At 68.5% G+C, this 19,934-nt stretch carries 19 protein-coding genes; 9 read left to right on the top strand and 10 right to left on the bottom strand.

Annotated elements, in window-relative coordinates:
• Window positions 1-71 precede the first annotated feature (71 nt).
• Window positions 72-3,086 carry a DUF7507 domain-containing protein gene (locus tag ABMA10_RS18625; protein WP_431030816.1) on the bottom strand — a complete coding sequence of 1,005 codons (3,015 nt, stop codon included), beginning with the start codon at window positions 3,084-3,086 and terminating at the stop codon, window positions 72-74.
• A 272-nt stretch (window positions 3,087-3,358) separates the two neighbouring features.
• Window positions 3,359-4,975, bottom strand: coding sequence for a helix-turn-helix transcriptional regulator (locus ABMA10_RS18630; RefSeq protein ID WP_431030817.1), 1,617 nt, complete (start codon window positions 4,973-4,975; stop codon window positions 3,359-3,361).
• Window positions 4,976-5,077: 102 nt separating this feature from the next.
• Between ABMA10_RS18630 and ABMA10_RS18635 the strand changes: the two genes are divergently transcribed.
• Together ABMA10_RS18635 and ABMA10_RS18640 are read left to right on the top strand one after the other, a co-directional pair.
• On the top strand, window positions 5,078-5,977 hold the full coding sequence (locus ABMA10_RS18635; RefSeq protein WP_431030818.1) for a helix-turn-helix domain-containing protein: 900 nt from the start codon (window positions 5,078-5,080) through the stop codon (window positions 5,975-5,977).
• Between the two features lie 169 nt (window positions 5,978-6,146).
• Window positions 6,147-6,953 (top strand): MerR family transcriptional regulator, encoded by an 807-nt coding sequence (locus tag ABMA10_RS18640; protein WP_431030819.1) that lies wholly within the window; start codon window positions 6,147-6,149, stop codon window positions 6,951-6,953.
• A 166-nt stretch (window positions 6,954-7,119) separates the two neighbouring features.
• Here the strand turns inward: ABMA10_RS18640 and ABMA10_RS18645 are convergent, their stop codons facing one another.
• Window positions 7,120-8,118 (bottom strand): D-alanine--D-alanine ligase family protein, encoded by a 999-nt coding sequence (locus ABMA10_RS18645; protein ID WP_431030820.1) that lies wholly within the window; start codon window positions 8,116-8,118, stop codon window positions 7,120-7,122.
• A 36-nt stretch (window positions 8,119-8,154) separates the two neighbouring features.
• Here ABMA10_RS18645 and ABMA10_RS18650 point away from each other — a divergent pair, with 36 nt between their 5' ends.
• The 3 genes from ABMA10_RS18650 to ABMA10_RS18660 all read left to right on the top strand — a co-directional run bounded on the left by ABMA10_RS18650 (window position 8,155) and on the right by ABMA10_RS18660 (window position 9,403).
• Window positions 8,155-8,760: a WHG domain-containing protein gene (locus ABMA10_RS18650; protein WP_431030821.1), complete on the top strand. Its 606-nt coding sequence runs from the start codon at window positions 8,155-8,157 to the stop codon at window positions 8,758-8,760.
• Window positions 8,757-9,173 carry an arsenate reductase ArsC gene (locus ABMA10_RS18655; protein WP_431030822.1) on the top strand — a complete coding sequence of 139 codons (417 nt, stop codon included), beginning with the start codon at window positions 8,757-8,759 and terminating at the stop codon, window positions 9,171-9,173. The genes ABMA10_RS18650 and ABMA10_RS18655 overlap by 4 nt, the downstream gene beginning before the upstream one ends.
• Window positions 9,174-9,262: 89 nt before the next feature.
• A complete protein-coding gene (locus tag ABMA10_RS18660) occupies window positions 9,263-9,403 on the top strand; it encodes a hypothetical protein (RefSeq protein ID WP_431030823.1) in 141 nt (46 codons plus the stop codon).
• Between the two features lie 17 nt (window positions 9,404-9,420).
• Here ABMA10_RS18660 and ABMA10_RS18665 read toward each other — a convergent pair whose 3' ends face one another.
• From ABMA10_RS18665 to ABMA10_RS18685, 5 genes are all read right to left on the bottom strand, one after another.
• A complete protein-coding gene (locus ABMA10_RS18665; RefSeq protein WP_431030824.1) occupies window positions 9,421-10,167 on the bottom strand; it encodes a GH25 family lysozyme in 747 nt (248 codons plus the stop codon).
• 75 nt (window positions 10,168-10,242) lie between these two features.
• Window positions 10,243-11,340: a sulfate/molybdate ABC transporter ATP-binding protein gene (locus ABMA10_RS18670; protein ID WP_347869600.1), complete on the bottom strand. Its 1,098-nt coding sequence runs from the start codon at window positions 11,338-11,340 to the stop codon at window positions 10,243-10,245.
• Window positions 11,337-12,206, bottom strand: a complete 870-nt coding sequence (locus ABMA10_RS18675; RefSeq protein ID WP_347869599.1) for an ABC transporter permease — start codon at window positions 12,204-12,206, stop codon at window positions 11,337-11,339. The genes ABMA10_RS18670 and ABMA10_RS18675 overlap by 4 nt, the downstream gene beginning before the upstream one ends.
• A 7-nt stretch (window positions 12,207-12,213) precedes the next feature.
• The gene (gene modA / locus ABMA10_RS18680) at window positions 12,214-13,029 is read right to left on the bottom strand and encodes a molybdate ABC transporter substrate-binding protein (protein ID WP_347869598.1); all 816 of its coding nucleotides are present in this window, start codon (window positions 13,027-13,029) and stop codon (window positions 12,214-12,216) included.
• Window positions 13,026-13,430, bottom strand: coding sequence for a TOBE domain-containing protein (locus tag ABMA10_RS18685; RefSeq protein ID WP_347869597.1), 405 nt, complete (start codon window positions 13,428-13,430; stop codon window positions 13,026-13,028). Before ABMA10_RS18685 ends, modA begins: the two co-directional genes overlap by 4 nt.
• A gap of 126 nt (window positions 13,431-13,556) precedes the next feature.
• Here ABMA10_RS18685 and ABMA10_RS18690 point away from each other — a divergent pair, with 126 nt between their 5' ends.
• On the top strand, window positions 13,557-14,228 hold the full coding sequence (locus ABMA10_RS18690; protein WP_347869596.1) for an SGNH/GDSL hydrolase family protein: 672 nt from the start codon (window positions 13,557-13,559) through the stop codon (window positions 14,226-14,228).
• 15 nt (window positions 14,229-14,243) lie between these two features.
• On the opposite strand, the gene ABMA10_RS18695 is transcribed toward ABMA10_RS18690, so the two are convergent.
• On the bottom strand, window positions 14,244-15,521 hold the full coding sequence (locus ABMA10_RS18695) for a M23 family metallopeptidase (RefSeq protein WP_347869595.1): 1,278 nt from the start codon (window positions 15,519-15,521) through the stop codon (window positions 14,244-14,246).
• 101 nt (window positions 15,522-15,622) lie between these two features.
• A complete protein-coding gene (gene coaBC / locus ABMA10_RS18700; RefSeq protein WP_347869594.1) occupies window positions 15,623-16,879 on the bottom strand; it encodes a bifunctional phosphopantothenoylcysteine decarboxylase/phosphopantothenate--cysteine ligase CoaBC in 1,257 nt (418 codons plus the stop codon).
• Between the two features lie 81 nt (window positions 16,880-16,960).
• Between coaBC and ABMA10_RS18705 the strand changes: the two genes are divergently transcribed.
• The 3 genes from ABMA10_RS18705 to ABMA10_RS18715 all read left to right on the top strand — a co-directional run bounded on the left by ABMA10_RS18705 (window position 16,961) and on the right by ABMA10_RS18715 (window position 19,929).
• Window positions 16,961-17,710, top strand: coding sequence for an NRDE family protein (locus ABMA10_RS18705; RefSeq protein ID WP_347869593.1), 750 nt, complete (start codon window positions 16,961-16,963; stop codon window positions 17,708-17,710).
• Window positions 17,711-17,784: 74 nt separating this feature from the next.
• Entirely contained in the window at window positions 17,785-18,690 is a 906-nt protein-coding gene (locus tag ABMA10_RS18710; protein WP_347869592.1) for a LysR family transcriptional regulator, read from the top strand.
• Window positions 18,691-18,942: 252 nt separating this feature from the next.
• Entirely contained in the window at window positions 18,943-19,929 is a 987-nt protein-coding gene (locus ABMA10_RS18715; RefSeq protein ID WP_347869591.1) for an MBL fold metallo-hydrolase, read from the top strand.
• The last annotated feature ends 5 nt before the right edge of the window (window positions 19,930-19,934 follow it).

Consider the following 19,934-nt stretch of genomic DNA (forward strand, 5'->3'; position numbering starts at 1 on the left):
GTGATCGGGGTGGGTGAGAACGATCTGTTCTCACCCACCCCGATCAGGTGGTGGTTGTTCGGCCGTTGCGACTAGCTCTGTCGACGCAGGCGTCGAGTGAGCAACGCGGCTCCGCCGAGCAGCATCAGCATGATCGCTCCCGTTGCCAACGGCAGCGCGTCAGCACCCGTCGACGCAAGCACCGGTCCGGGGGTTGCGACCTTCACGGTCGACGGGTCGGAGGTGAACGGGTCGCCTCCTGGCGTGGTGCCGGTGCCGAGCGCGGTGTTGCTGATCGATCCGGCGTTCAGATCGGCCTGCGTCACCTTGTAGGTGGCGGTGCAGATGATCTGCAGCCCGGGGGCGAGGGACGCGGCGCCGTTCGGGCAGACGATCGCGGAGAGCGTGCCCGTTCCGGTGAACGTGCCCTCGTTGACCATGACGTCCGTCAGCGTCACGTTGCCGGTGTTGGTCACCTGGAACGAGTACGTGATGACCTGACCGACCGTGGTGACCTTCTGAACGTCAGCCGTCTTGATGACCGACATGCCGGGGACCGGCGGTGACGGGACGGTCACCTCGGACGGCGGCGACTCCGGCGGGGTGCCACCGTTCGGCGGGGTGCCGGTAGCGGTCGCCGAGTTCGTGATCGTTCCGGCGTCGACATCAGCCTGGAGCACCGTGTACGTGGCGGTGCAGGTGATCTGCACGCCCGGCGCCAGAGCTGCCGGCTCGGCCGGGCAGACGACCTCGGAGAGCTCACCAGCGCCGGAGAACTCGCCCTCGTCCACAGCGACCTCGCTCAGCGAGACGTTGCCGGTGTTGGTGACGAGGAAGGAGTACGTGATGACCTGGCCCACGACGAAGTTGTCCTGAGCGTCGGCGTCAGCGGACTTCACGACCGTGATCGCCGGGGTCGGCGGGATCTCGACGATGGTCTCCGACGGCGGCGACTCAGACGGCGTGCCGCCATTGGGCGGGGTGCCCGTCGCGGTCGCCGTGTTCGCGATCGACCCGGCGTCAGCGTCCGCCTGGGTCACCGTGTAACTGGCGGTGCAGGTCACGGTCCCGGCAGGAGCGAGCGCACCAGCGGCGGGCGGGCAGACCACGTCGGAGAGTTCGCCGGTTCCGGAGAACTCACCCTCGATGATCGAGACGCCCGAGAGTGTGACGTTTCCGGTGTTGGTGACGAGGAACGAGTACGTCACCGTTTCACCTGCAGCCGCGATCGTCGCCGGGTTCGCGGACTTCTCGACCGTGATGGACGGGTCAGCGGGGATCTCGACGATGGTCTCGGACGGCGGCGACTCCGGCGGGGTGCCACCGTTCGGCGGGGTGCCTGTCGCGGTGGCCGAGTTCGTGAGCGAACCCGCGTCCACGTCGGCCTGCGTCACCGTGTAGTCGGCTTCACAGGTGACCGTCGCGGCAGGCACCAGCGAACCGGCTGCCGGAGGGCAGACGACATCGGAGAGTTCGCCGGTTCCGGAGAACTCACCCTCGATGATCGAGACGCCCGAGAGTGTGACGTTTCCGGTGTTGGTGACGAGGAACGAGTACGTCACCGTTTCACCTGCAGCCGCGATCGTCGCCGGGTTCGCGGACTTCACGACGGTGATGGCCGGAGCCGGGTCGTCGGCCGGGATCGTGACCTCGGACGGCGGTGACTCCGGTGCGGGGCCACGGGGCGGTGTGCCGGTCGCGGTGGCCGAGTTCGTGACCGAACCCGCATCCACGTCGGCCTGCGTCACCGTGTAGGTCGCGGTGCACGTGATCGAAGCCTGCTTCGCGAGGGAGGCGGCGCCTGCGGGGCAGGTGATCGCCGACAGGTCTCCCGAGCCCGAGAAGTCGACCTCGTCGACCTCGACGTCGGCGAGTGCAACGTTGCCGGTGTTGGTGACGAGGAAGGAGTAGGTGACCTCCTGGCCGACGGTGAAGGTGTCACCGGAGCCGAGCGATGCGGACTTCACGACCGAGATCGCAGGGGCCTGCTCGACGAACTCGACGGTCGTGTCCGCGGGCGGGTTCAGACCGACGCTCGTGATGTTGTCCGGGCCGTTCGTGAACGAGCCGGCGTCGGGCGAGGTGACGTTGACGGTGACCTCGCAGGAGGCGAGGCCAGCGGTCAGGTTACCGGTCACGTCGATCGACGTGCCACCGACGGGTGCGGTCACGACGCCTGCGGGGCAGTTCGTCGTCGCGGTGTCATCGGCGATGGTGAGCCCAGCGGGAAGTGCGTCGGTGAACGACCAACCGTTCTTCGCTGCCAACTCGTCGGTGTTCGTGATCGTGAGCGTCAGCGTGGACGTCTCACCGGCCACGACCGAGGCCGGACTGAACGACTTGTCGAGCTGCGGGGTCACGTCGAGGATGCGGATGTTGTCGAACGCAGCATCGTTACCGACACCGGAACCGTTCGCGTTCTGCATGCGGATACCGAGAGAGGAGCCGTTGAAGAGCACCGAGCCGTCGGAGGTGTACGTACCCACGTTGAGCGAGCGGGCAGGCAGCGCACCGACCGCAGGCACCGCAGCCGTAGCCGTGGACGTGCAGGCGTTGAGGAGACCACCGACGTTCGTTGCGGTGCCGGCCTCGTTCAGGAAAGCGAACTGGTACTCCGGTGCCGAAACCTGACAGTTGACCGCAGCGGTATCGACGCTGAACGTCAGGTAGCGTCCGCTCGAGGTCGCGAGGGGGATGTTGCCCACCGTCTGGAACTCGGTCGCGTTCGCGCCCGGGTTGTTCTCCGTGTATGCGGCGACGACATCGTTCGCGCTCGGGTTTGCAGCGCCGCTGTGCACGCCCAGTGCGTAGGCGAGCTGGCGGAGCTGTGACGAATCCCCTGGGCCGTTGCAGTTTCCGATATTCGTGTACGGGATGTTGAAGTTCACGATCGATCCATTGCACGCGATGAGCCAGGAAGGGTCCGCGGTGTACTTCTGGCCGCCAAGGCCGGTGTAGTCCGCCAGTCCCTGCGGCGCCGTGCCGGGGCCGTTTTCGAAGTCTTCAGCGAACACGACCGAGTTGGGCTGCGGCTCGTTGGGTGTGCCGGGCGCTGCTTGCGCGACCGAGCCCATGCCGACAATAGACAGGGCTGCCAGAGCGGTCACCCCGATGGCACCGAACAGAGTGCGGCTCGCGGATCGTTCTGCCGCCCAGGCGTGCCACCTCCTCCGGTGACGTTGCTGTGTGTGTACGGACATGAAGATGCCTCCCCTTAGGCCACAGACGCGCCCCTCATGGACGCGAACGAAGATCGCCACGTGGTCCAGCGGCTCGGCGCAGTCCAGCACGTGTCGATACTCAGTGAACTGCCAGAAAGCGCCAGAACCTACCCGAACGAGTAAGTGCACCCCCGAAATGCACCCCTCTGGGGGCGGGGTTAACCCGCTGCGATCTCGGGCGCGGACCCGGTCACACAACTGGCGGCTGCGACCGCCTCTGTCCGGTTCTGCACGCCGAGTTTTCGGTAGATGCGCCCGAGGTGGCTCTTCATCGTGTTCGGGGAGATGAACAACTCCTCCGCGATCTGTCTGACCGGTAGGCCCTCCGCGAGCAGGCCGACGATCTCGGTCTCGCGCCGGGTCAGGTCCACGTCCGGGCGAACAGCGCTCGCTGGGGACTCCAGAACGGCCGAGATCGCAGCGCGGACAGCGGAGTCAGCGTCGAACATCGCGTCGTAGGCCCCGGTGTGTTGGACTCGCTGCGCTGCCACGCGCAGTACCGTCTCCTGATCTCGAGCGGAGTCCGCAGCGATGATGTTCGCCCGGAGGACCTCCCATCGGGCGGGCGGGTGCGCGGAGAGCAACGGTGGTCTCGCAGCTGCGATCAGCAATCGCTCGGCAGCGTCCAGGTTTCCGCGGAGCATGAGCTGGCGCGTCATGGTGCTCACAGCAGGAAGACAGGGGCTGCCCTGGTCGAGCTGGTCGAGGAGGTGCTGGGCAGCATCGAAATCGAGGTCGGCTTGGTACAGGTCTGCGAGGTCGCAGCGGAGGACGATGCCTGCCAAAGACGACGGGCCGGTGAGTGACGGGTAGGCGTGGAGCTCTGCGCTGATCTCTCGGCTGACCTGGGATCGGTCGCCCCAGTACAACGCGATGCGGCTGCGCGCATGGACCGCGACCCACCACAGCTCACCGCGTTCGATGCCATGGTCGAGTTCTCGCGCTTTTCGCTGCGCAGCCTCGGCGTCTGCCGCGCCGATCGCGAGCAGTACGTCCGCGAGTTCGCCAGCGGCATGGAACGAGTACGCCATGGTGTTCGGCACCGCGGTCGGCATATCCATACTGCGGTCCCGCCACATCTGCGCATGGACATAGTCGCCAGCCAGAGCGTAAGCGAGTGCGCAGTGCGCCGCCGCGAACGGCGCGAACGGATGCGGATAGGTGGCCTGACTCCACCGCCATGACTCGGCGAACGAGCTGATTGCTCGACCCAGCGCACCGGAGAGCAATCGGACCATACCGAGCCGAATAAACACGCTCGGCAGTACATCTTCGAAACCCTCGTGGTCGGGGGCCTCGCGGAGCAACTCCTGGATCTCATCGGCGATCGCGGTGGCGCGCTCGATCCGACCAGACGCCATGTGTCGGCGCACCAAGGCGAGTCTTGCTCCCATGACATCCCGCGTGGCCGGCGACTCTTGACCATCGACCCACTCCGCGAAGGTCCGGTCGGCGGGCGCAGCGATCAGTTGGAACGGCTTCGTGCTCGCTTCGGTGACCGCCGCCGCCATGACGTATCGCGGGTGCGTCTGTAACCACTCATCCGGCAGGTGCTGCCACACCCGGTCGATGACATCCGGCGCAGAGATCGACAACGCGAAGAAGTAATCATCCAAGAGCGAGCCGACCGCATCCCATCGCTCATCGGCGAGAGCCGCATCAATCTCAACGACGAGGGCAGGGATTCTTCTATGCCAATCGTCCACTCCCGAGACCCTACCGAGGACAGAAGAGACAACCGGCGCAAGCGTGTTCTGAACACGCGCAGCCTGCACGATTTGGTCAATACCATGCAGAAAATGTCCTCAGTCTTTGGTCAACCGGTTACATGGCGGCGCTGTAGAGGCCGGTTAGCATGGCTCCTGGAGGCGGTTCGGATGACGATGGGCACGGAAGCGGCGGAGCGATGCGACGACTTCGGATGGCAGCCTCGGGGGGCCATCGACCCCCGACTGGTCGCGGAGACCACACAGCACCCGAGGTTCGGGATCGGACGGGCCTGGTCGAGCTCCGCCGGCTACCAGCTCTCCGCCGCGCCGAAGCTCACGTACCTGGTCTACACAGTCGAGGGAGGATTCGACTTCACGGTCGACGGCAGCAGCGTGCACGCGGACGCCGGGTCGATGATCCTGCTCGATGGCGAAGCACCCACAACGGCGCAGACGACCTCTGAGACCGCCCGATTCGTCTGGTACTTCGAGCCATCCTTGTTGCGTCCGGGCTCGTCGCGGTTCCGCTTCCACGAACCGATCCCGATGCGCAACGCCTCCCTCCGGGCACTCATCGCGATGACCCACTCCGTGCTCGACTCGCCCGCACCCCGAAGCGACTCGGCTCGTTGGCACCTCGGCATCTCCTTGGAACATCTCGTCTCCGGCGCGCTCGATGAGGCTGGCAGCGACGAAGTCGGCGCGGATTCGCGACACCAGGACGGTCTCTTCATGGCAGCTCAACTCGCAGTCGAGACGCACTTCCGAGATCCCGCGTTCAGCGTGACCAGGCTCGCAAGAGAACTCTCCGTCAGCGTCCGAACCATTCACGGCACCTTCAGTCGTCTCGGCACCACACCGCGGCGCGAGATCGAGCGGCGTCGGATCACCGAGGTCGGCCGCCTCTCGGCCGCCGGTACCGCACCCGCGGCCGAGATCGCTGACCGGGTGGGGTTCTCATCATCGAAGCAGCTGAAGCGGGCCCTTGCGAGGTCTCTGCATCAACCGGGGTCACCAGCTCAGAGCGGTTCGCCCTCACGGCGAGATGACGAGACCTGCGAACGATGAGCCCATCGTCTCAATGCATGTGACGACGTCCGATCCTCTGGCCCGCACTGTTCGTTGCGCCCCGACGACGGCTGATTTACGGTCGTTCGGAAACATGCCGCCGGCGGCATAGGCAGGACCGACGAAGAGCGGTTGACTCTCCTCCACGGGGAGAGTGGATGCTTGTCTCATGCTGAAAATCGGTGAATTCGCTGGCGTGACCGGATTGAGCGTGAAAGCGCTCAGACACTACGACGAGAGGGGAGTGCTCGCACCGGCGGAGATCGATGTGCACTCCGGCTACCGGAAATACAGTGAGGGACAGGTCCGCTCGGCCGTGGTCGCTCGAGCGCTCCGGGAAGCGGGCGTTCCACTGCCCCTGGTCGCAACGGCTGTGATGTCCGAATCTGGCCGCGAGGCGCTCGCCGCGCATCGCGCTCGGGTACTGGAAGCGCGGGCGCGGGAGGACCGCGCGTTCCACGACGCCGACGCCGAGCTCCGCGCACTGACCGCTCCTGTGACGGTGACGGAACGACGGCTGGATGCACAACCGTTCGTCGGCAGGGTCCTCGACATCGGCAACAGCGACGACGACTCATGGTCCGACGACGACGGGAACGTCTTGTTCGGAGAATTGTTCGCCCGACTACAACGCGATGGTGCAGGTCCGAGCGGCACCTTCTGGACGTCCATCCGCGCTGACGATCGTGGCACTGTCCAACTCGCCCTGTGTTGGCCCACAACCGTCGAGCTCAGCCCCGACTGGGGCGGCGATCACACCCTCGTCGACATCCTCCCCGCCCGCACAGAGCTCGTTGCGACCTGGTTGCCGCAGAACGGTGAGGCACTTCCCGAGGGAGCTGTCAGCCCGGCAGTCGTCGCGCTGTTCGACGCGCTGCACCAGCGAGGCCTCACGTTCGACAGCACAGAGGTCCGACAGGCAGCGCTCGGCACGAATGAAGGCGACCAAGGCGTGGAAGTCTGCATTTCCATCTGATTCGCTCGGAGCACGCAAGCGGATGAATGCCCGGCAGCGCAGATCGGAAGTCAGGCTCACAGGCGGAACGCGCCGGGGCGCCGGGGTCTTGCGGATAGGCCGCGATCCGGTGGCGCTCCGCCCGATCGCCCGAAGAACGGGAGTGCCGGTCGGACGAGACGTGTGGCTATACGGTCAGCGCGAGTCGACAGATGTGGTCGCAGAGTTCTTCATAGTCGATGCCGACTGCAGCTGCGGACTGCGGGAGCAGGCTGGTCGCGGTCAACCCGGGCAGGCTGTTCGTCTCGATGATCCAGAGCCGCCCGTCGTCGTCGAGCCGAAAGTCCGAACGGCTGTAACCGCTCAGGTGCAGCGCTTGATGGGCGCGGACGGCGGCGGCACGGGCCGTCTCCCCGACGGCCGTCGAGACATCGGCGGGGAACTGCTCTTGGACCACGTCAGGCTGGTATTTCTCCTCGTAGGAGAACGCGCTGTCCGGCGGCAGCATGATCTCGCCGACTGCGAGGGGCCGTCCGTCAAGGACACCGACCGTCAGCTCGCGCCCACGGACGAAGCGCTCGATCAGTACAGGACCGTACTGCGACGCGAGGTCGACAGCGCCCTGCAGCTCGTCTGGTGCTCGCACGACGGAGAGTCCTACGGTCGAGCCTTGAGCAGTCGGTTTGACGACCACCGGGAAGCCGAGCGCCTGAGCGACCGCGTCGGAGGTCTGCGGAGCCAGCAGCCAGTCCGGAGTGTCCACCCCCGCCGCTCGAAGCAGCGTTTTCGCGACACCCTTGTCCATGGCCAGTCCGCTGCCCAACGGGCCGGAACCGGTGTAGCGGAGGCCCGCAAGATCGAGCAGCGCCTGGATGCGCCCGTCCTCCCCGGAACCGCCATGCAGCGCGAGGAACACGAGCTCACTGTCGCCGATCGCGGCAGGGAGCTGTAATGATGAGGCCTTCGTGGTCGGGAGCGCGTCAAGCTCCGTCCCGGACGGCGGCGCGACGGCGACCGATGCAGTGAGCACGCGCTGCTCGTCCGCGGCAGAGAGGGCACCGAAGGCCGTGTCGACTGCCAGGACGTCGTGTCCGCGTGCCCGGAGCGCGACGATGACTTGAGCTGCGCTGGCGATCGAAACATCCCGTTCCTCGCTCGCACCCCCGAACAGGACTGAGATCCGCATGCCTCGATGCTATCGGCGGGCGATAGAATCGTCGCGATGACCGACGTAGCCGCCCAGACGCTCCGCCCGAAGTTCTCCCGTCAGCGAGTCATCGTGGGGGCCGCTGAATTCGCGGACGCCCATGGCGCAGACGCTCTGACGTTGGCTGCCCTCGCGCGCTCGCTCGGCACCTCGGCACCCGCACTCCTCAAGCATGTCCGGAGCACCGACGACCTCCGGGCGGCAGTCGCGGTGCTCGCACTCGCCCAGCTCAGCAGCGAACTGGACATCGCCACCACAGGTCTGCACGGCACACCTGCGCTCGCCGCAGCAGCAGTGAGCTATCAACGCTTCGCCCTCGCCCAACCGGGCCGCTACGCCCTCGGGTTCTCGACCGTGGACGCGCGGACCGCATCCGGCGAGCCGGCGGACCGCGAGCTGGTCATCCTCATCGAACGGGTGCTCGCCGGGCGCGGACTCGACAGTGTCGCGATGACCGATGCCGGGCGCATCGTGCGGGCCGCCCTGCACGGGTACGTCTCGCTCGAACTCACCGGAGGCTTCGCCCGCGGGGCTGAACCGAGCTCCACCTACGACGCCATGATCCACATGCTCGACCGCTCCCCCGCGCTCGGCTCACCCGATCCCCGGAGGACCGCATGACCGCCACCCCGTCCGTCATCCCCACCGTCCTCTTCGTCTGCGTCCACAACGCCGGGCGCTCGCAGATGGCCGCCGGATTCCTGCGTGCGCTCGCGGGCGATCGGGTCGAGGTCCTCTCGGCAGGCAGCGAGCCGAAGGATCGCATCAACCCGGTCGCGGTCCAGGCGATGGCCGAGCGCGGCATCGACATCACCGCCGCGATCCCGAGCATCCTCACGACGGAAGCCGTCCGCGCCTCGGATGTCGTCATCACGATGGGCTGCGGCGATGCCTGCCCGGTCTTCCCCGGCAAGCGCTATGAGGACTGGGAACTCGACGACCCGGCGGGCCAGGGCATCGAGGCCGTCCGCCTGATCCGGGACGACATCGAACAGCGGATCATCGCCCTCTCCAGCGGTCTGCTCCCGGACTAGCCCAGCCGCGCAGCACCACCGCAGCACCACCGATGCTCCGTCGAGCACAAGCCCCGCCCGCCGCTGGTCCAGCGCCGTATCGTGGAGGCATGAGCAAACATGCAGCGGACGACGCACCCATTCCCGAAGACCGCGAGACCACCGAGGACTCCATCGAGCAGGAGGTCGACGGCGTCGACGAGTTCCTCCCCGTCGCCGAACCCACCACGGGGCCTGCTCCCGCACCCTGACAGCTCCCGAAAGGTCCTCAACGACCGACGAGCGCTCGCAACTCCTCGCGGGATCCGCGGTACACGTTGACGTCGATGAACTCCTCTTTCCCGACATAGCCGTCGAGGCGCTCCCGGCTGGTGAACTGCCAGATGTCCCACGCGCGGCCGTCTGACAGCACCGGCGGTGTGATCACCGAACGGATCCAGATCGGGTTGGCCGCATACCCGCCCGTGAGGAAAGCGTCGTAGTAGCGCATGGTCGCGTAGATGATCGGCGGCTGCCCGTAGTGCTCCTCGAGCGCCGCGAGCAGCGGGTCGAGCACACTCGCGACCCGTTCAGCGCTCGGCGGCGTCCGGCAGTAGTCGGCGTAGCACTCCAGGTCGATCGTGATAGGCAGCGCACCGTCCGTGACCGGCACGGTGTCGAAGATGTTCTGCGCCTGCGTCTCGGCCGGGCTGTCGAAGCTCAGGAAGTGGTAAGCCCCGACGAGCAGACCCGTCTGCTCCGCGGTTCGCGTCGCGCCGGCCCAGTTCGCGGCGAACCGCTCATCCTGGTCTCCTGAACCTTCGGTCGCCTTGATGATCGCGAAGTCGACCCCCTCGCCCCCGAGGACGTCCCAGTCGATCTCCCCCTGGTATGACGAGACGTCGACACCCCGTACGGGGTAGCCGGCGGCCACGATCGTGTTCGGTCGGACGAGACCCATGGCGATGAGCGCTGCGCAGATCGCGGCAATCGCGAGCGTGCCACCGATGCCGACGAGCACAGGCCACGAGGTCATCCAGAATCGGCGCATCAGCTCACTCTGTCATGATTCCGCCGTCGTGATCGCCGGTCGAGGCCCTCGCGATGCCCGTCAGAGCGGATACAGGACTGCTGCCTGCGGATCGACGACGAAATCGACGACGTCCCCGGTCGACCACCCCGCGGCGGCGAGCTGCTGGACACTGACATCGGCCGCGAGCCGCGCAGACCGCACCCGGACGAGGTCGCCTCGTGGTTCCAGGTCGGTGATCGTCCCGCGGACAGCGTTGTACGCCGACCCCTCACCGGCCGCCCGGACGTCGACGCTCGCCGGACGGAAGGCGCATGCGACCTCGACATCGAGCGCCACCCCGGCGCCGTCGAGGAGGTGTCCGGACGAACCCGTCCCGATGTCGATCAGGGTGCCGTCGTCGAGGCGCAGTCCCGTCGGGGTGCGCACACCGGTCAACAGGTCGAGTCCGGCGAGGTCTGCGGTGAACGCGGTCCGGGGGCGCTCGAGCACCGATGCTGTCGGCCCGGACTCGACGACCCGGCCGCCTCGCAGCACGATCACCCGGTCGGCGAGCGTGTACGCGTCGAGGACCTCATGCGTCACGAGCAGCGTGGTCCTCCCCCGGAGCTGGTCTCGAAGCATGCGGCGCAGCTGCGGCGCGACCGTCACGTCGAGGGCCGCCATCGGCTCGTCGAGCAGGAGCAGCGACGGGTCCGGGGCGAGGGCTCGGGCAAGGGCCACCCGCTGCGCCTGGCCGCCCGAGAGTTCGGCCGGGCGACGATCGGCGAGCTCGGAGACCTCGACGTCGGCGAGGCGGCGGCGGGCGATCTCGTGCGCTTCGGCCCGCGACGCCCCCGCGCTCAACGGGCCGTAGGCGACGTTGTCGAGCACCGATCGATGCGGGAACAGGAGCGCCTCCTGCGCGAGCAGCGAGATCCCACGTCGATGGGGTGCGAGACAGCTACCACCACCTCGCTCGTCGATGCGGAACAGCTCGCGACCGGCGAGCGTGGCCTGTCCGCTGTCGGGGCGGAGCAGGCCGGAGAGCAGCGCGAGCAGCGTGGACTTCCCGGCACCGTTCGGTCCGAGCACCGCGACCGTCTCGCCGGCGGCGACCTCGAGCGCGACGTGCCAGTCACGGCCACGATGGCTCGCTGCGAACTCGAGCGCGGCCCCGCTCGTCACCCCGGCGGTCATCGAGCGCCGCCGGCCGGGACTGGCCGTCCTGTCGCGTCGGTCGTCGCCGTCCGCCTGGATCGGCGAGTCCGTCCGCTGCGCCGACCGGGCGTCCCCTGCGCGCCAGCGACGCCGACGACGAGCACGGCGACCACCACGAGCACGAGCGAGAGCGCGACAGCGGCGTCCGGGTCTGTCTCCCGCTGGAGATAGATCTCGAGCGGGAGCGTCCTGGTGACACCCTGGAGGCTCCCGGCGAAGGTGAGTGTCGCGCCGAACTCGCCGAGCGCGCGCGCGAACGACAGGATCGCACCCGACACGATCGCCGGAGCGAGCAACGGCAGAGTCATGGTGCGGAAGACGGTCGTCGGGCTCGCACCGAGCGTCGCCGCGACCGCCTCATAGCGGGATCCGCTCGTTCGGATGGCGCCCTCGAGACTCAGCACGATGAAGGGCAGCGCGACGAAGGTCTGCGCGAGCACGACCGCCGTGGTCGAGAAGGCGATGTTGATCCCAGCCCCGGTGAGCGACGGTCCGAGGAGGCCCAGCCTGCCGAAGGTGTAGAGCAAGGCGATGCCCCCGACGACCGGGGGCAGGACGAGCGGGAGCAGTACGAGCGACCGCAGCACGCGCTGGCCGGGGAAGTGCGTCCTCGCCAGGACGAGCGCGAGCGGTACGCCGAAGAGGATGCACAGGGCCGTCGCGATGAGGGAGGTCCGAAGGCTCAGCCCCAACGCCGCGAGCGACGACTCAGAGGTGACGAGGCCGCCGAAGTTGGACCAGTCGACGCGCAGCACCACCGCGACGAGCGGGAGCAGCACGAATGCCGCTCCCACCGCCGCGATGGCGATCACCCAGCGAGGGACGCCGGACACTGCGCTCGACATCGGCGGACTACGGTGCGCCGAAGCCGGCGTCGGCGAGCACCTGCTGGCCGGCCTTGCTCACGACGAACGCGGCGAACGCCGCCGCCACCTCAGGATTCGTGCTGGCAGCGAGCGGTGCGATCGGATAAGTGTTGACGGCCTCGGACGACTCGTCGAAGGCGATGCCCTTCACCGCATCGCCGGCAGCGATGACATCCGTCACGTAGACGAGACCGGCGTCGGCCTCACCCGAGCTCACCCTGCCGAGGACATCGGTCACCGAGGACTCCTCGCTCACCGGGGTGAGCGTCACGCCCGTCGCCGTCTCGATCGTCGCCGTGGCCGCTCCGCAGGGCACCTGAGGAGCACAGACGACCGTCTTCACGTCCGGCTTCGCGAGGTCGGCGAACGTCTTGACACCGGCCGGGTTGGACGACGGCACGGCGATCTGCAGGACGTTCGTCGCGAAGTCGACCGGGTCGCCCTCGATGAGATTCGCGTCCACGAGCTTCGTCATGTTCTTCTCGTCGGCGGAGGCGAAGACGTCGCCTGGGGCACCGTTCGTGAGCTGGGTGACGAGGTCGGAAGAACCTGCGAACGTCAGCTCGACGGCCGTGCCCGGGTGCTCCTCCTCGAAGGCGCTCGCGAGCTGGGTGAAGGTCGTCTTGAGCGACGCCGCCGCGTACACGGTGATCGAACCACTGAGGGTGTCGGCGGGGGCGGTCGTGCTCGGCTCCGTCGCCGGGGTGCCGGAGGAGCACGCCGCGGTACCGAGCAGCACGGCGACACCGAGCGCGAGGCCGGCGAGCAGTCGCCTGGAGGGTGAGCGGCGGTACGAGGTCATGTCGAGGCCTTCGGAGTTTCGATGAGCACCGTCGTGGCCTTCACGACGGCGATTGCAGTGGAGCCGAGTTCGAGACCGAGCTCGCGCACGGCCTCGCTGCTCATGAGCGACACGACCCGGTGCGGGCCGCACTGCAGCTCGACCTGGGCCATGACGGTGTCCATGGTGATGTCCGTGACGATGCCGACGAAACGGTTGCGGGCCGAGCGGCCGATCTCCGAGGGGTCGACGGGGAGGACGGCGTTCCGACGTGCGAGCTGCGCGAGGCTCAGACCGTCGACGACGCCTCTGCCGGAGTCGTCCTTCGAGCTCGCGAGGACGCCCTGTTCAATCCATCGGCGCACGGTGTCGTCGCTGACCCCGAGGAACAGGGCCGCGTCCTTGATTCGGATCTGCGGCATGAACACAGGCTAATCCACGAAGATGCGGAACCGCACCTCTTGTCGTAACGCGTTTACGAGATGGCACGCACGACATCCATCGCTCGACGGGCACATCGGAATCGATGACGGCTCCGAAGTTGATGCATGAGATCACGACTCCTCGCTGCCGCAGCGGTGCTCGCCCTGACCGCCGGATTGACCGCGTGCGGGTCGGCCGGCAGCGCATCCTCGGGCGCGATTCCCGGCGACGGCCCGCTCGTCGCCTTCTACGGCGACTCGTACACCCTCGGCACGGGGGCGAGTGATCCGACCGAACGCTGGTCCACCGTGATCAGCGAGGACCGTGGATGGCGCGAGTTCAACCCGAGCGTCAACGGACTCGGGTTCATCAACCACCGGGACCGGTTCGGTGAGGACAGCGGCGATCTCCCCTCGCTCATCATCGCGGAGCGGCCGGACATCGTGTTCGTCACGATGGGCTTGAACGACGCCTTCAGCTACGACCGTGAAGCCGAGCGGATCCGCACGCAGATCGACACGGACCTCCACCGGCTGAAGGATGCGCTGCCGGACGCACGCTTCATCGTCGTCGAGCCGTTCTGGTACACCGACGAACAGCCGCAGGCCATCGAGACGATCATCGACTGGGTGGCCGACGCCGCAGCAGATATCGGCGCGGACACGATTCCCGGTGCATCGCACTGGATCGAAGGACATCCTGAGTGGATGGCCTCGGACGGTCTGCACCCGAACGACGACGGCTACCGCGAGATGGCGAGGCGGATGGACACCGAACTGGAGCGCCTGGGCCTCTGACGGAGCCCGGTCGACTCAGCCGATCCAGACGCCGCGGTCCGCCATGAACGGCACGGCGTCGACGCGGGAACCGCCGATGCGCACCTCGAAGTGCACGTGGCAGCCCGTGGAGGCGCCGGTGGTCCCCACCAGGGAGATGTTCTCGCCTGCCGAGACGTTCTGGCCTTCGCCGACGAGGATCCGACTGTTGTGGGCGTAGCCGGTCTGCACCCCGTTGCCGTGGTCGATGAGCACCCAGTTGCCGTAGGTGCCGAGCCAGCCCGCGTAGACGACCCTGCCCGAGTTCGCAGCGTAGACGGCGCGACCGCAGCCGGCGCCGATGTCGGTCCCCGAGTGGAAGGGGTTGACGCCGGGCACGGGCCGTCCAGGGCGCGGCCCGTAGCTGTCGGTGATCGGCCCGGAGATCGGGAGCGCCCAGCCCTGACCGCCGACGGCTCCGGAACCGCCGCCGCCTCCACCGCCGCCGCCTGCCGCCGCCTCCGCGGCCGCGCGCTCTGCGGCTGCCGCAGCCGCCGCGGCCGCCGCAGCAGCAGCAGCTGCGGCCTTGACCTCTTCGCCCTTGCGGTAGTCGGCCTCGGTGGCCGCGCGGTTCTCCCGCAGGACCACGAGCTGCGCCTCGAGCGTCGCGAGGTATTGCTGTTGCTCTGCGACGGCCGCCTGCGCATCCGCGCGAGCCGACACCGCATCCGCGAGTGCCGTCTCCGCCGCGACCGCGAGTTCGCCGAGCGCGGCCTCGGCCAGGGTCGCCTGTTCGGTGAGCAATGAAGCGGTGTTCGCGTCGGTCCTGGCGCGATCGTAGGTGCCGTCAGTGGACTCGCTGAGCTTCGTGATCGTACTGAGTCGGCCGAGGAGCGTCTCCGGCTCCTTGCCGTCGAGGAATGCGGCCGTGCTGAGGTCGACGTTCCCCGTGCGGAGCCAGGCGGCGACGAGCGCACCGGCCTGGCGCTTGGAGGACTCCGCCGCTGTCGCGGCCGCGGCCGCCTGCTCGCGGAGCGAGATCGCGCGGTAACTGGCCTCGTCGACCGCGAGCTGGGCTGCTTCGTACTCCTCGGCGCGCTGCACGGCTGCGGCCTCAGCTTGCGCGGCGGCCGTCTGGAGCGACTGCACGAGTCCTTCGATCTGCCCGATCGTCGACTGCTTCGACGACTCGTTCGTCCGAGCCGCCTCGACGTCCTCCCAGCTCGGGTAGTCGGCGGCTGCCGCCGACTGCGTGACGCCCATGGTGAGGACGATGACCCCGACGAGGGCGGCTGCGATCGAGGCGCGACGGCGGGCAGGGCGAGGTCGGGGCATGTTGCCATGGTCGCAGTGTGGAGCCCCGTTCGGGGGGAGCCACGCCAGGACCGCCGTCGGATCGGCACGTCCCGTGGGTGCGGTCGAGGGCCAGGGAGGTGTCAGCGGCGCTCGACGACCACGTCGAGCAGCGCTTCGGCGATGGCCCGTTTCGAACCGGCGGCCTCGGCCAACACGACCCCGTCGCGGTCGATCACGACGACCTCGTTGTCGGCGGCGCCGAACCCGGATTCCCACCCGACGCGGTTGAGCACGAGCAGGTCCGCTCCCTTGCGAGCGGCCTTCGCCCGGCCGAGCTGCAACAGTTCCTCGCGGTCGGTCGCGGTCTCCGCGGCGAATCCGACGACGAGGCGTCCCGGAATCGGCTCCGCAGCCAGCCCCGCGAGGATGTCGGGGTTCCGGACGAGTCGCAGGGTCAGCTCATCGCCCGTGTCGTCCTTCTTGATCTTCCGTTCGGCCACCTCGGACGCACGGTAGTCGGCGACGGCAGCCGCCATGACGACGACGCTCGCGTCGGCCGCGTTGCGCCCGACCGCTGCCGCGAGCTCCGCGGCGGTGCCGACCGGGACGATCTCGAGTCCGGTGGTCGAGGCGGCTTCGGCGGCGACATCGGCGTCGAGATGCGCGGCGACGAGCACGACGCGCGCGCCGCGCGCGACGGCCGCCTGCGCGATCGCGAGCCCCTGTCGGCCACTCGACCGGTTGCCGAGGAAGCGCACGGGGTCGAGCGGTTCCCTGGTGCCGCCGGCCGAGACGACGACGCGCTCCTGCCGGAGGTCCTGGACCACCGCACCCGAGCCGGCGAGGAGTGCGAGGCCCGCGGCCACGATGTCGTCGGGCTCGCTCATCCGCCCCGGTCCGTCGTCGCCACCCGTCAGTGCACCGGAGGCCGGCCCGATGAACGCGACTCCGCGCGATCGCAGCACCGCGGTGTTCGTCGTGGTCGAGGCGTGCTGCCACATCTCCGTATGCATGGCCGGTGCGAGGAGGACGGGTGCGCGACTCGCGAGGATCGTCGTGCCGAGGAGATCGTCGGAGAGGCCTGCGGCGAGCTTCGCCAAGGTGTTCGCCGTGGTCGGCGCGACGACGATGAGATCGGCGCGCTGTCCGAGCGCGACATGTCGGACCTCGGCGACACCGTCGTACAGCGAGGTCGTGACGGGGTTGCGGCTGATCGCCTCCAGGGTCGGGAGTCCGACGAACCGCAGTGCGCTCTCCGTCGGGACCACGTGCACGTCGTGCCCGGCCTTCACGAAGGCGCGCACCACCGCGACGGCCTTGTAGGCGGCGATACCGCCCGTGATGCCCACGACGATCGTGCGACGTGTCTCGATGCTCGGTGGGCCGTCGGTCGTCATACTGCCTCCTCGTGCGACGGAACCCCTGGCTCCGCTCCTCGTCTAGTCTGTCCTAGTCGAGCCCGACGAGGAGGAACCACCGTGTGCACCGTCATCATCGACTTCCAGCCGGGGCGCGCCTGGCCGATCAACCTGCTCGGCCTGCGCGACGAGCAACCCGGCCGCGCCTGGGACCCGCCCGGGTCGTGGTGGCCGCAGCTCGGTGAGAGCGTGCACGGGATCCACGACCGCGAGGCCGGTGGTGCGTGGCTCGCATCGAACGACGCCGCAGACGGTGGACCGAGAGCGGCGGTGGTGCTCAATCGCCGCGAGGACCTCCCCGCACCGCGCGACGGCTGGACCTCACGAGGAGTGCTCCCGCTGCAGGCGGTGACGACCGGTGTCGACGAAGCAAGCGGCCGCAGCGCGCGCTCCTGGAACCTGGTCGAGTTGCGCGCCGATCGCGTGCGCGTCACGAGCTGGGACGGCGACACGATCCGCACCGTCGAGGTGCCACCGGGACTCCACCTGGTGACCCACGAGGGGCCGGACCACTTCGAGGTGCCGCGGGTGCATCGATGGCGACCGGACTTCGCCGCCGCCCCGGCACCGACCGGACCCCTCGCCGACGACACCGCCTCCTCCTGGGATCCCTGGCTGCAGGTCCTCCGCGCGACAACGAGCGTCCAGGCCTCCGCGGACGAGGCCATCGTCCGCGTCGACGAGCACGACGGCATCCGCCTCGCATCGCTCTCCGTGACAGCCCTGTCGCTCGGCGCGGAGCGCGCTGTGTTGCGGAATGCCAGGCTCGAGGAACCAGGGCGGCTCCCCGACGTCTTCCGCTGGGAGTAGGCGGGGGCCACGAGCCTCCGATCGGACTGCGACACCTGGCGGATCCGACTCGGCGCGCTCAGTACTGTTGGATCATGGCCCTGAACCCCGTTCGACTGCGACTGCTCGAGGCCTTCGACCGGCTCGGCACGATCCGCGCCGTCGGCCGCGAACTCGACCTCAGCCCCTCGACGGTCTCCCAACAGCTCTCCGTGCTCGAATCGGAGACCGGAGCGGCTCTCCTCGAACGCCGCGGTCGCACCCTCGCGCTCACCCCGACCGGTGCACTCCTCGTCGAACGGGCGAGGGCCCTGCTCGCGCAGATGGACGCCATCGAGGTGGAGCTCGCCGAAGTGGAGTCCGAACCGTCCGGGCGGCTCCGCATCGCCGGGTTCGCCAGTGTCATCGCACCGATCCTCATCCCTGCGGCGAGAGCGCTGTCCCTCGCCCATCCGCGGCTCGACGTGGAGCTCATCGAAGTCGAACCGCATGAGAGCACCACCGCCGTACAACGGGGCACCTGCGACGTCGTCGTGACCGTCGACCAGGAGGACGGTTTCCTGCTCGACCCCTCCGTGCACAGCGTGCCCCTCACGACCGACCCGCTCCTGCTGATCGCGCCGCTCGGCCACCGGATCGCCGAACTGGACGAGGTCGCCTTCAGCGAACTCCCCGAGGAGTCCTGGGCGCTCGACGCACCCGGCACCTACCTCGGCGAACTCATCCCGCTGCTCTGTCGCCGATCGGGTTTCGAACCCCGAGTGGTCGGCCGCTTCACGAGCTACGAGGTCGTCATCGACCACGTCGCCGCGGGATTGTCCGTCGCGGTGCTCCCGGAACTCGCGATCGCCTCCCGGACCGACGTCGTCAGACGACGTCTGACCGGCATGGGTGAACGGAAGATCGTGGCCACCGCTCGCAAGGGCTCGCTCGGCCGTTCAGCGGTGTCCGCTGCGCTCGCCGCCGTGCAGCGCGCGACGGACGAGGCCATCAGGAGCTGAGCACCGGAGGCGCGGCCTGAGCCTGTCGGAGGCGCCAGCCCTCGACATGCTCGACGACCTGACGGGTCAGCCGCGATAGCCGGACTTGCTCATGACGATGAGTCCACCGACCATGCCGATGCCACCGAAGATGCAGATGAGGGCGATCAAGCCGATGAGGATGTCGTTGACGGTCATGTCCACCATCGTACTGAACGTTCGAGCTCGCGCGACTAGGGTTGGTCCGTCCCCGACCCACCCCGGAGCCGCATCTTGATCACATCACTGAGCGAGTCGCAAGCGACAGCATTCCGTGAGGGCAGAACTGCCGCCACGGAGCACCTCGACGCCGACACCGTCGTCATCGCCGTCCCGACCGACGATCCGGCGAACCCCTCCACCCTCTGCTCCGTCCTCTTCGGGACCGACGGCCGGGCGATCGTCATCGACCCGGGAACCGACACCCCTCCCGGCCGCGACCATCTGCTGCAGGAGCTGCGCGGGATCGGCGTCACGACGCTCACGGGCGTGGTCGTGACGCACCTGCACCCCGACCACCTCGGGCTCGCGGGCGTCCTGCGGAACGAGCTCGCGGCCCCTGTCCTCATGCACCGGTTGGAGGACGAAGCCGCGGCGGCGACACCACCTGGCCCAGCAGATCTCGCCGAGGCACTCGACACGTGGGGCGTTCCCGCCGACGACACGAGCGTCCGCCCGTGGAGCGCCGGTGACCGCGCCCCGTCAGGGCATCTCGGCAGTACACGAGCCGACCGGACCATCGAGGACGGCGAACTCCTCGACCTCCCCGGCCGCACGATCCGCGTGCTGCACACGCCAGGCCACACGACAGGGCACATCACGCTCCGCGACGAGGAACGCGGGTTCCTGTTCACCGGTGATCACGTCCTGCCGACGATCTTCTCGGGCCTCGGACTCGGAGCGTCGACCGTTGAGAACCCCGTGACCGCCTACCTCGCGTCGCTCGACCGCGTCCGTGGATTCCACGACGACCAGGTCGTCCCGGGCCACGGCTTCCGCTTCACCGGGCTCGCCGAACGCTGCGACGAACTGGCCGCGCACCACCTGCGGCGTGCCGACGAGGTCGCGGCGATACTGGTCGACGACCCGGACGCGACTGTCTGGAGCGTCGCATCGCGCATCGGATGGTCCGCAGGATGGGACGGGCTGACGGGGCTCCTGCGCATCTCGGCGCTCACCCAGACCGCCTGGCATCGCGAGCGGATCCTGCAGCACGCCTGAGATCA

Origin of the sequence: Plantibacter sp. RU18 (genome assembly GCF_050613355.1) — a bacterium.
Classification (GTDB): Bacteria; Actinomycetota; Actinomycetes; order Actinomycetales; family Microbacteriaceae; genus Plantibacter.